Consider the following 11,930-nt stretch of genomic DNA (forward strand, 5'->3'; position numbering starts at 1 on the left):
CCCCGAGGCCATCCTCCCCACCCTGTCCATCATCGACGGCTCCTTCATCGTGCAGGGCAACTCCAGCCTGAAGCGGCTGGACCTGGGCGCGCTGCGCTTCATTGGCGGCAACCTGGAGCTGCGTGACAACGCCCAGCTCCAGAACCTGAACCTGGGCGCGGCGTCCAAGCACCTGCTGCGGGTGGGGGGCAGCCTCCTCCTGGAGGAGAACGACAACCTCTCCTCCCTGCTGGGACTGGTCGCGGTGGTGCCCACCGACAGCATCACCCTGCGCTCGAACAACGCGTTGCAGGAACCCGGCCTGCTGCCCCATGTCGTGGCGCTCACGGGCTCGCTCACCCTCGAGGACAACCTCCGGCTGGGCCAATCGCCCTTCTTGCGCCTGTCCCGGGTCCACGGGGACGTGCGCCTCGTGAACAACACGAGGATGGCATCGGTCTTCGGGCTGGAGCAGCTGGTCTCCGTGGGCGGCACGCTGGAGCTGCGCGACAACCCCCGGCTGGAGATGTTGGCCCCGCTGGGCAAGCTCGCCTCCGTCGGCGAACTGGAGCTCACGGGCAACCCCCTGCTGCCGGACACGTCCGGGCTCGTCAGCCTCACCCACGCGGGCCGCATCCACATCCAGGGCAATCCGGCGCTGGTGAGCGCGGGGGACATGCCCTTGCTGACGTCCGTGGAGCAGGGCTTCTCCGTGAAGCACAACGCGGCCCTGCAGCGCGTGCACGACCTGCCCCTGCTGCGGAGCGCAGGCGCGGTGTCCGTCGTCGGCAACGCGGCGCTGACCTCACTGAGCGGCTTCGCCCGGCTGCCCGAGATCTACACCCTGGAGGTGCTGGGCAACCCGAAGCTGCCGACGCTGGGCGACTTCGTCGCGGTGCGCGAGCTGGCGCTCCTCCACATCGGAGGCAACACAGGGCTCACGAGCCTGGACCTGGGAGGGCTGACCCGCGTGTCCCACGACTTCACCGTGGCGGACAACCCGAAGCTGCCCAGGTGCCAGGCCACCGCGCTCGCGGCGAGCGTGTTCCCGGGCACGCCCTTCATCGAAGGCAACGACGACGCGGGCACCTGCCCCTGAAGCGTGGGGAGCCGGTGTCCCCGGGCCTGGAGTTCCGGTAACTTGGGGGGAGGGACGAGCCGGTTCAGCGAAAAACGACCTGACAAAGTCCCTCGCTCCGTAAGAACAGGGAGAAGAGGTCGCTTGCCGGACGGGGGAAGGCACGGATGCGACGCACCTGGGGAACGTGGGTGGCGGTACTCGCCCTCATGGGCAGCGGCTGTGACGCCATCAACATCCCGGAGATCACCCAGCGCGCCCCGCTGACCCGGTTCCTCCCGGAGCCCCCGGGCGAGCACTGCGCCTCCGGTGGCCAGGCCGTCCTGTCGGGCCTGGACGAGGACCGCGACGGGGTGCTCGACGACGCCGAGGTCTCCGCGACCGAATACGTCTGCGCCGACGCCCTCCCCCAGGTGCGCACCCGCACGCAGGTCGAGCCGCCAGGGAGCCACTGCGTGCACGGCGGACAGGCGGTGCAGAGCGGACTGGACTCCGACGGCAACGGGCAGCTGGACGACCTGGAGGTCAGCTCCACCGCGTACGTCTGCGCCACCACGGTCCCCCACATCCTGGTGCGCGTGCAGCCGGTGGCGCCCGGAGCGCAGTGCCCCCGGGGCGGACAGGTGACGCACGCCGGCTACGACCTCAACGGCAACGAGCACCTGGAGGACGAGGAGGTCACCCGCAAGGTGGAGGTCTGCAACGAGCTGGCCCCCGTGCTCGCGCGCACGCGCGAGCTGCCCGGCTCCGTCGCGCCGTGCGAGCAGGGCGGTTCGGTGGTGGAGGCCGGCGCGGACCTGGACCTGGACGGCGTCCTCGACGCGGCCGAAATCCAGGCCACGGCCTACGCGTGCGACGTGGCACCGGCCCACGTGCGCCTCCAGCAGTACCCGGCCTCCGTCGGCAGCATCCCCTGCCCCACGGGGGGCACGAGCGTGGACGCCTTCCAGGACAGCAACGGCGACACCCGGCCGGACCCCGGCGGCTTCACGACGAGGGTCTTCGTCTGCGACGCCGCGCGCATCCATGACGGGGACCTGGTGGTGACGAGCGCCGTGGACCTCGTCTCACTCGAGGGCATCGACCGTCTGCGAGGCGACCTGCTCATCGAGGCGCCCACCCTGCCCGAGGCCATCGTCCCCACCCTGTCCATCATCGACGGCTCCTTCATCGTGCAGGGCAACTCCAACCTGAAGCGGCTGGTGCTGACCACGCTGCGCTTCGTCGGCGAGGACGTGGAGATCCGTGACAACGCCCAGCTCGTGGAGCTGGGCCTGGGCGATGACTCCCAGGGCCTGCTGCGGGTGGCGGGCAGCCTCGTCGTCGAAGAGAACGCCAGGCTCCTCTCCCTGGGGGGACTCATCGCACTGGTGCCCGCCGAGAGCATCGTCCTGCGCGCGAACAACGCGATGGTGGACCCGGGCAATCTGGCCCACATCAGGACGCTCGCGGGCTCGCTCATCATCGAGGACAACCTCCGAATGATCAGGGCGCCCTTGCACAACCTGTCCGAGGTGCAAGGAGACGTGCGCCTCCTGGGCAACTCCGGGATGGGGAGCCCCCAAGGACTGGAGCAACTGGGGACCGTGGACGGCACGCTGGAGCTGACGGCGAACAGCAAGCTGGATTCGCTGGCCCCGCTGGGCCACCTCCTCTCCGTCGGCGCCCTGGATGTCCTGGACAACCCCCAGCTGCCGGACACGTCCGGGCTCGTCAGCCTCACCCGCGCGGGCAGCATCCACATCCAGGGCAACCCGGCGCTGGTGAGCGTGGGGGACATGCCCGAGCTGGCCTGGGTGGAGCAGGGCTTCTCCGTGAAGCACAACGCGGCCCTGCAGCGCGTGCACGGCATGCCCCTGCTGCGGCACGCAACCGGGGTCACCTTGGTGGGCAACGCCTTGCTGACGTCGCTGGAGGGCTTCGCCAGGCTGCCCCAGCTCAGTGGCCTGGAGGTGATGGGCAACCCGAAGCTGCCGACGCTGGGGGACTTCGCCAGGCTGCGCGAGGTGGCGATCTTCAACCTCCAGGGCAACGCGGGGCTCAAGGAGCTGGGCCTGGGAGAGCTGGCCCGTGTGACCCTCGACTTCGTCGTGGTGGACAACCCGAAGCTGCCCACGTGTCAGGCCACCGCGCTCGCGGCGAGCGTGTTCCCGGGCACGCCCTTCATCGAAGAGAACGACGACGCGGCCACCTGCCCCTGAAGCTCCGGTGAAGCACGCTCGGAGCGGAGCTCAGCCGCGGGGCTTGCAGGAGCAGTCCAGACACCCGTGCGCCGCGCACGCGCCGCAGCTGCGCTCCAGCGAACGCTTGAGCGCGAGCCTCGCGCGGTGCAGCCGCACCCCTGCGTTGTTGGCGGTGATGCCCGCCTCGCGCGCCACGTCCGGCACCGCGCGCCCCTCCAGGTCCACCTGCCGCACCAGCTCCGCGTACGCGGGCTTGAGCGTGGGCAGCAGGTCCCCCAGGCACGCGCACACCGCGCCCTTCAGCTCCGGGTCCTCCGGGGCGTTGTCGGCGTCGCGGGCCTCCACCGCCAGCGCGCGTCCCTCCGCGGCCTGCCGGCGGTGATGGTCCACCAGGGCGTTGCGCAAGAGGCGGTAGAACCACGCCACCGCGCCCTCGCCGTCCTTCAGCGCCCCACCCTTCTCCAGGGTGCGCGCGAACGCCGTCTGGAGCAGGTCCTCCGCGACGGCGCGACTGCCCACGCGCCGCTCCACGAAGGCGAGGAAGCGGCCCCGCTGGGCCAGGAGCGCCGCCACCACGTCGTCGCGCTCCAACGGCAGCGCGGCATCAGTTCCGGTGTCTGGCCCTTCAGCGTCCATGCGACTACGGAGGGCCGTAGCCCTGCACGCGGGAGTTCAGCTCCACCGCGGTGGCGTAGATCTGCGCCCACGAACGGAACTTGAAGCGGTTCACCGCGCCCTTCTGGTCGTTGGCGTAGTCGAACATGTCCTTGCGGAATTGGGCGTCCGCGGCCTTGCGCGCCTCGGGCTTCAGCGGCGTGCCCTTGCGGTCGTAGTAACGCAGCAGGTCATAGCCGTAGTCGTGCGTCTTGGCCGCCGGGTCGAACTCCATGTCCGGGCCAATCTTGCCGGGCACGGACGCGGCGCCGTGGGGGTCCTGCATGCGCTGGCCGTGGGCCGTCTGGATGGCGTAGGGCTTGTAGCCCATGACCTTCTCGAAGTCCGCCGGCGGAGGCTTCGCGCCGGTGAGGTAGTCCGTCATCAGCTTGCCGTGGTCCCCGGCGGGGGCGCCGGAGACGGCCGCCGTGCGCTGGGCCGCGGTGGTGCCCTTGGTGAAGGAATCCTTCACCTGGTTGCGCGCGGGAGCGGTCGCGGGACGCGCGGACGGCTCCGTTCCAGAGGTCTGCGGACGGCGGATGGGAGCGTTCTTGATGATCATGGTCGGGGGCCCAGGAGAGAAGTCTTCTCGATTTTTCGGAAACCGCCGGCCGAAAGTTGCGCAGAATGTGCGAACGCGCCGCGTGGTGCACTGGAGGACACCGTGGGAAGTGACCTGTACCGCGAGGGAATCACCCAGCTGAACGCAGGAAATACCGCAGAGGCCCACCGGCTGCTGCAGGAGGCGAGGAAGCAGGCGCCTGACTCCGTGGAGGTCCTCCACGGGCTGGCGCTGGTGCTGGACGCCCAGGGCGAGCGGGCCCAATCCGTGGCCGTCCTGGAGGAGGCCATCGCTCGTGACCCCTCGGCGCCCGGCCCGGCGTGCGACCTGGCGATGTTCTACCTGGAGCACCAGCAGGACGCACGGGCCGTGGAGATCCTCACCCCGGTGCTGGCGGCCTCGCCGGATCACCCCCAGGCGAACCTGGGCATGGCCATGGCCCTGGCGAAGACAGAGCCCGGGCGGGCGCGTACCTTCGTGGCGAGGGCCCTGAAGGATCCGGACCCGGAAGGCCGGGCGCAGGCGGAGGCGTTGGATCAGGTGCTCGCGAAGCACGTCCCCCGCTAAAACCCTGGCCCCGGAGCTGCTCATGGCGATGCGCTTCAAGAACCTGGATGGCAGCGGACCGCACCCGTTCAACACCGTCTTCAAGTGGGCGGTGCTGGACAAGCTGGGGGGCAAGCGCCGCAAGGCGCCCGCGCGCGCCATGGTGCCGCACGTGGCGCCGGACCTGACGGTGCTCGCCACCCCGCCCGCTCCGGGCGAGGGCGCGCGGCTGACGTGGCTGGGCCACGCCAGCTGGCTCGTGCAGTTGGACGGCGTGTCGCTGCTCATCGACCCGGTGCTGCGCGACGCCATCAACGTCGTCATCCGCCGCAACGTGCCGCCCGGCGTGCCGGTGGAGCGGCTGCCGCCCATCACCGCGAGCCTGGTGTCCCACAACCACTACGACCACCTGGACCTGCCCACGCTCAAGCAGGTGGGGGCCCGCGTCGTCACCGGCCTGGGCCACGCGCCCATCTTCCAGGGTGAGGGTCTGCCCTTCAGCGAGCTGGACTGGTGGGAGTCCACGCAGGTGGGCCCCGTGCGCGTGCACTACGTGCCGGCGCAGCACTGGAGCCGCCGCGGCCTCAACGACGCCAACCAGATGCTCTGGGGCGGCTTCGTGGTGGAGGGCTCCAGCGCGCGCATCTACCACTCCGGCGACACCGCCTACTTCCAGGGCTTCAAGGAGATTGGCGCGCGCTTCCCGCACCTGGACGCGGCGCTGCTGCCCATTGGCGCCTACGATCCGGCGTGGTTCATGCGCTACCAGCACATGAACCCGGAGGAGGCGGTGCAGGCCTTCGAGGACCTGGGCGCGCTCGCGTTCCTCGCCATGCACTGGGGCACGTTCAAGCTCACCGACGAGCCCCTGGACGAGCCCCCCCTGCGCCTGGACGCGGAGTGGCTGCGCCGGGGCTGGCCCCGCGACCGCGTGCACGTGCTGCCCGTGGGTGGCACGCACACCGTGCGCCACGGTTGAGCCCCGGCGGGGCTTGTGTTCTCAAGCGGGCATGCTCCTGCCCACCCTCACCGCCCTGCTCCTGTCGCAGGCCCCGCCTCCCCTCACCTCCACCTCCGAACAGAGCGGCTGGAAGCGCACCGGCCGCTACGCGGAAGCGGAGGGCCTCTGCCGCGCCTTCCCCAAGGCCTTCCCCGGCAAGGCCCGCTGCGACACGCTGGGCACGTCCCCGGAGGGACGCCCGCTGGTGGCGCTCGTCGTCAGCCAGGACGGCACCCTCACCGCGGACGCCGCGCGCAGGAAGCAGCGCCCCGTCGTCTTCTTCCAGGGCGGCATCCACGCGGGAGAGATTGACGGCAAGGACGCCGGCTACTGGCTCTTGCGCGACGCGCTCCAGGGCAAGGTGCTGCCGGGCGCGCTCAAGGGCGTCACCGCCGTCTTCGTCCCCGTCTTCAACCTGGACGGTCACGAGCGCTTCGGCCCCAACCACCGCCCCAACCAGGTGGGCCCGGAGGAGATGGGCTTCCGCACCACCGCGCAGAACCTCAACCTCAACCGCGACTACGCGAAGGTGGACGCGCCGGAGATGGCGCTGCTGCTCAAGTACCTCGCCGCGTGGGATCCGCTCGTCTACGTGGACCTGCACGTCACCGACGGCGCGAAGTTCGAACCCGACGTGTCCGTCGCCATCGAGCCGCAGAAGTCCGGGCCGCCCGCGCTGATGGCGCTGGGCCTCAAGCTGCGCGAGGAGCTCTTCACCGGCCTCACCGCGCAGGGCCACCAGCCGCTGCCCTTCTACCCGTCCTTCGTGGTGGACGACGACCCGTCGAGCGGCTTCACCTACGGCGTCCCCCCGCCGCGCTTCAGCCACGGCTACTGGGCCATCCACCACCGCTTCGGCGTGCTCGTGGAGACGCACGCCTGGAAGACCCACGCCCAGCGCGTGAAGGCCACCCGCGACGTGATGGAGGGGCTGTTGCGCCTGGTCGCCCGCGACGGCGCTGTTCTCCAGGCCGCCGTGAAGGCCGAGGACCAGAAGGCCACCTCCGGCGAGGTGCGCGAGGTGGTGCTCGCCTGGGAGAACACGTCCAAGCGGGAGACGCTCCCGTTCAAGGGCTACGTCTACACGCGCGCGCCGTCGGACATCTCCGGCCAGACGTGGATCCGCTACGACGACACGAAGCCCCAGACGTGGAACGTGCCGTACGCGCCGGACCTCCAGCCCGCGCTGCGCGTGACGCTGCCCACCGGCGGCTACGTGGTGTCCGCCGCCCACGCCGCGTGGGTGGCGCCCCGGCTCACCACGCACGGCATCGCGTTCCAGCGCCTCACCCGCGCCGTGCCCACCGCGCCGGTGGAGTCGTTCCACTCGAGGGACCTCCAGTTCCGCGTCCAGTCCATCGAAGGCCGCCAGGGCCTCACGGCGAAGGGCGCGTGGAAGCCCGACACGCAAGGACTGCCCGCGGGCTCGCTCTACGTGCCCGTGGCGCAGAAGAACGTGCAGCTCGTCGCGCACCTCTTCGAGCCCTCGGGGCCGGACTCGTTCCTCGCGTGGGGCTTCTTCAACGCCCACTTCGAGCAGAAGGAATACATCGAGGACTACGTGGTGGAGCCCTACGCCCGCGAGCTGCTCGCGAAGGACCCCACCGTGAAGGCCGCCTTCCAGGAGCGCCTCAAGGACCCCGCGTTCGCGAAGGACCCGCATGCCCGCCTGCGCTTCTTCGCGGAGCGGCACCCGGCCTGGGATGAGCGCTTCGGCCTCTACCCCGTCTACCGCGTCGCCAGCGCGCCCGAGGGACTTGCCCCCGCGAAGTAGGGAGCCCCGCGGACCCGAAGAGAAGCCCCCGGCCCCGAGTCCCCTTGAAGGGGACTTGAAAGGACCGGGGGCTTCATGAATCACCCTGGCTCCCCCGGTCCCTGTGGCACCGGGGGAGCGTTTTCATTTCCGCCGCATCAGCCGATGGGCCGCTCGCAGGCGCACGCGCTGACGTTGCACGTGAAGCCCGGGGAGCAGCCGCCGCAGTCCGGCTTGCAGACGCAGGCGCAGAGGCCCGGGTCGGCCGCGAAGCCGGTGCCGCAGTTCAGCGCGCCCGTGTCGCAGACGCAGCCGCAGGCGTTGCTGTCGAACTTGTAGCCCTCCGCGCAGGACGCGGACTGCACGCAGCTGCACGAGCAGGTGCCCACGTTGCACGTCTCGAAGGTGCCGCACGTGCCGCCGCAGTCCTGCGCGCAGGTGAAGTCACACACGGCGCGGTCGGTGTTGCACACCTGGCCCACGGGCGCGGTGCCGCCGCAGTCCGCCGGGCACTCGCACTTGTCGGTGGTGCGATTGCAGGCCAGCTTGCCCTTGCAGTAGTCCGGGTCGCCCGGGTCGTAGTACGTGGTGTCCGTCGAGCAGGGCGGCGGGCTGCCGTTGGGGTTGCTCGAGCGGTCGATCCAGTAGCGGTAGGACACCGCCGCCTGCGTGACGCCGGACTGCTTCGGACGGCACGCACCGAAGAACGACACGGTGCGGTTGATGCCGTCCACGTCGAAGCCGTTGGTGCGGCTGCGCGGCAGGTCACCGATGCTCGGGCACGTGGCGGGGTTCACCACCTCCGCGACCGCCACCTTCAACGACGCGCCGATGGGCGGCTTGAGCGTCTTGTAGCCCACCGAGGCGATGACGTTGTCCACGATGGCGTTGATGGTGTTGGTGATGGAGGCGTTGTCCCGGATGCTGCCGGCCACGCCGCCCGTGGCCTGGACGACGTCCAGGTGGCGCGGGTTGAGCGGGTTCTCGTCCTTGTTGCACCACGTGGCCGTGTTGGTCGTCGCATTCTCCGGCGGGCAGATGATGCCGTGCACCTGAATGGCCTGGTTGAGCGGGTTCTTCGTCGCGCCGCTCGCGGTGCCCGTGTTCAGGAAGTAGGCGTTGTAGTCCGCCACGGTGGAGTTGGCCTTGTCCTCGGACTGGTCGCGCGTGTCGGTGAGGATGACGACCACCACCTTCGCGCCCGGACGCACCCGCGTCTCCGGCGTGCCGCCCGCCGCGCTCAGGTCGTTGACGGCCTTGCGCGCCGCCTCCAGTGCACGCTCGCGGCCGTCACCGCCCAGGCCCACCCAGCACTCCTTGTTCGTCGCGCAGGTGGTGTTGGGCAGGGGATTGGTCCCCACGGAGCACACGTTGTTCGTACACACCGCGTTCTGGGTCAGCCACGCCTTGAACTGGTCGACGTTCTGGGTGAAGGGCCGCAGCACGCCGTTGTTGGGGCCGGTGCCGCCCGGGTACGCCGTCGTCACCATGCTCAGGCGCCAGTCCAGCGTGGCGTTGCCCAGCTTGTTGGCCACCGCCGCCGCCGCGCCCGCCAGGAACGTCTGCGAGCTCAACATGGAGCCGCTGTCGTCCACGACGAAGAGGAAGTCCACGACGGCGGTGTTGCCGGTGAAGACCTCGCACTGCACCGCGTCCGCGTCGCCGAACTGCGCCAGCGCGGAGCCGCCCGCCGTGTCCGCCAGGGTGAAGAGGCTGCCGGCCTCGTTGTAGCTGGCCGCCGGGGTGATGGCGAGCACCACCACCACGCTCTGGTTGGCGCGGTGCACGTACTGCGCCTGGATCTTGAACGGGCCGCTGATGCCGGCGCTGCCCGTGAAGGCGTTCGTGGTGGAGGGCACGAGCTCCTTGGCCAGCGCGTTGGTGAAGTCCTTCAGGTCCGTGGTGCCCGCGACGCCGTAGCGGGCGGACACCGCGCTGAAGCCGTCCCAGGTGGTGAACGTCTGGGTGAACTCCACGTTCGCCGGCGCCAACAGCGGCGTGCCGGCGCGCAGGCCCGCTTCGTCGCCCGCGGGCGTGGTGGAGGGCCCCGAGGAGGTCGTCACCTGACCGCGCTTGTACGCGATGAACGTCACCTGCTTCGTGTCGTCCCAGCCCATCACACCCACCGTCTGGCCGGAGGCCTGGATGTTGATGAGGTTGGCGTTCTTGAAGGTGTTGGGCAGCGCCAGCCGCAGGTCCGCGCCGCTGTCCTCCTTGAACGTCACCGTGCGCAGGTTCTGCGCGCTGCACGCCTTGCCCGCGGGCGTGTTGGGCGCGCCGTCCGTGCCGTTCTGCGGGTTGAGCTCACCGGGATCCACCTTGCCGTTCTGGTTGGAGTCCTCGGCGCCGTCGGGGATGCCGTCACCGTCGGAGTCCGGCTTGTTGGGGTCCGTCTTCGTCGCGGGGTCCGCGTCGCCCACGTAGCCGCAGTTGTTGCGCGGGGCCGCGGCCGTCGCCACGCCGCGCTCCACGCCGTCGGAGAGACCGTCGCTGTCGGAGTCCGGGTTGGTGGGGTCCGTCTCACCGGCCTCCACCAGGCCGTTGGAGTTCGGATCCTCGCCGAGGAAGTTGTTGCGGCCCGCGCCGTCCTGGAGGCCGTCGCAGTCGGTGTCCGTCAGGCGGGCGTCCGTCTCACCGCTGTCCACGCGGCCGTTCTTGTTCGTGTCCTCGATGCCGTCCGCCACGCCGTCGCCGTCCGTGTCGGCCTTGGTCTTGTCGGTGCCGGTGGCGTCCTCGACGTTGTCGGGGATGCCGTCGAAGTCCGTGTCGGGGACGGACGCGGCGCAGTCCGGCACGCGCGGGTTGCTCTCACCGGAGTCGTGCTTGCCGTTCTTGTTCACGTCCTCGGCGCCGTCGGAGCAGGTGTCGCCGTCCGTGTCGGGCTTGAGCGCGTCCGTGTTGGTGGACTTCTCCAGGCCGTCCGGCAGGCCGTCGTCGTCGGTGTCGCGCTTGCGCGGATCCGTCTCGCCGGGGCTCTGCGAACCGTTCTTGTTCGCGTCCTCCACGCCGTCGGTGAGGCCGTCGCCGTCGGAGTCCGCGGTGTTGGGGTCCGTCTCCGTGAGGTCGCGCTTGCCGTTGCGGTTGGCGTCCTCCAGGCCGTCCGGCAGCCCGTCGCTGTCCGTGTCCGCCTTCACCGGCGAGGTGCGCGAGGCCGGGTCCATGTCCGCGTAGAACGAACACGTGGCGACGACGCTCTTGATGCGGCCCACCTCCACGCCGTCGCGGATGCCGTCGCCGTCCGTGTCGCGCAGGCCGGCGTTCGTCTTCACACCGCCCGTGTAGACCGTGGAGAACTCTTCCTGGTCCGTCAGGCCGTCACAGTCCGAGTCCTTCGTCGCGTTGGTCGGATCATACGGGTCGGCGGGGACTTCGCCCGGGTCGGGGTCGGGGTCCACGATGACGCCTGCGTCCTCGACGTAGCCTGCGTCGAAGCCCGCATCGATCTCGCCCCCGCCGCCGTCCGGTGTCGTTCCGGCGTCTACGGGGGGAGGGTTGGGATCGGGTTCGGGTTCGGTGCCGCCACAGCCCGCGAGCAGCGTGGCCGCAAGCAGGGTGCCGGAGAAGAGTTGGATCCAATTGCGCATACGGGGGTAGCACTCCGGTAAGGGGGGGTTGCGGAGAGACCCCAGCATAGAAGCAATGACGCATGATGCCGATGTAGGTGCGTCCCCGGTGCGAGCAGTCATCTTGATTTGGAACCTGGGCGTGCAGCGCTGTCGCCTGTTTCCGACGGCACTGTCTGGACGGGGGACAGGAGGGCTCGGTTATCGTCCCGGCCGTGCCTGTCTTCGGTCTCGCGGCGGTGTGGAGGGGAGGGGCGTCGCCAGTGCAGGCGGCGTCCGTGGTGGAGGGGCTGGGCGCGCTGCTGCCCTCCGCGCAGTCCATGCAGTTGCTGGTGGCCTTTCGCGACGACGAGGGGGCCCTGGAGGTGAAGGTGGAGGTGCCCGGCTATCCGCGCGCGGCGGTGCAGCGGCTGGGCGAGGAGGTGATCAAGAGCGGCGGCTCGTTCGTGGAGCTGTGGCGGTTGCCCAAGGCGGAGCGGGACGCCCTGAGGGCGCGGACGCTGGCGGGCGGCACCGCGTTCACCGGCGAAGAGCGGGCGCAGGCGGCGCAGGAGCTGCGGCAGCACCTGGAGGCCCTGGCCGCGCGTGGCCCGCTGCCGCCCGCCCCCCTGC

The 11,930-nt window shown here is 70.5% G+C and carries 7 protein-coding genes and 2 pseudogenes; 6 read left to right on the forward strand and 3 right to left on the reverse strand.

All coding sequences use genetic code 11. The features are described from left to right. Positions 1–1,078: pseudogene (locus tag D7X12_RS43115) on the forward strand (hypothetical protein); the annotation flags it as partial. A gap of 146 nt (positions 1,079–1,224) precedes the next feature. Continuing rightward, positions 1,225–3,258: a DUF7151 family protein gene (locus D7X12_RS33005; protein WP_120629202.1), complete on the forward strand. Its 2,034-nt coding sequence runs from the start codon at positions 1,225–1,227 to the stop codon at positions 3,256–3,258. Positions 3,259–3,288: 30 nt separating this feature from the next. Here D7X12_RS33005 and D7X12_RS33010 read toward each other — a convergent pair whose 3' ends face one another. Both D7X12_RS33010 and D7X12_RS33015 read right to left on the reverse strand, forming a co-directional pair. Next, positions 3,289–3,876, reverse strand: a complete 588-nt coding sequence (locus tag D7X12_RS33010; protein ID WP_120629203.1) for an RNA polymerase sigma factor — start codon at positions 3,874–3,876, stop codon at positions 3,289–3,291. A 4-nt stretch (positions 3,877–3,880) separates the two neighbouring features. Further along, positions 3,881–4,456: a phospholipase A2 family protein gene (locus D7X12_RS33015; protein ID WP_120629204.1), complete on the reverse strand. Its 576-nt coding sequence runs from the start codon at positions 4,454–4,456 to the stop codon at positions 3,881–3,883. 102 nt (positions 4,457–4,558) lie between these two features. On the opposite strand from D7X12_RS33015, the gene D7X12_RS33020 reads away from it, so the two are divergent. The 3 genes from D7X12_RS33020 to D7X12_RS33030 are packed head-to-tail and all read left to right on the forward strand — an operon-like array spanning position 4,559 to position 7,776. Next, positions 4,559–5,023: a tetratricopeptide repeat protein gene (locus tag D7X12_RS33020; RefSeq protein ID WP_208719433.1), complete on the forward strand. Its 465-nt coding sequence runs from the start codon at positions 4,559–4,561 to the stop codon at positions 5,021–5,023. Between the two features lie 22 nt (positions 5,024–5,045). Then, the gene (locus D7X12_RS33025; RefSeq protein WP_120629205.1) at positions 5,046–5,981 is read left to right on the forward strand and encodes an MBL fold metallo-hydrolase; all 936 of its coding nucleotides are present in this window, start codon (positions 5,046–5,048) and stop codon (positions 5,979–5,981) included. Between the two features lie 31 nt (positions 5,982–6,012). Continuing rightward, positions 6,013–7,776, forward strand: coding sequence for a M14 family zinc carboxypeptidase (locus D7X12_RS33030; protein ID WP_120629206.1), 1,764 nt, complete (start codon positions 6,013–6,015; stop codon positions 7,774–7,776). Between the two features lie 137 nt (positions 7,777–7,913). On the opposite strand, the gene cglD is transcribed toward D7X12_RS33030, so the two are convergent. Beyond that, complete coding sequence (gene cglD / locus D7X12_RS33035) at positions 7,914–11,339, reverse strand: adventurous gliding motility lipoprotein CglD (RefSeq protein ID WP_120629207.1); 3,426 nt, start codon at positions 11,337–11,339, stop codon at positions 7,914–7,916. Between the two features lie 242 nt (positions 11,340–11,581). Here cglD and D7X12_RS33040 point away from each other — a divergent pair. Then, a pseudogene (locus D7X12_RS33040) lies at positions 11,582–11,930 on the forward strand (TIGR02266 family protein); the annotation flags it as partial.

Source organism: Corallococcus sicarius (assembly GCF_003611735.1).
Lineage (GTDB): Bacteria > Myxococcota > Myxococcia > Myxococcales > Myxococcaceae > Corallococcus > Corallococcus sicarius.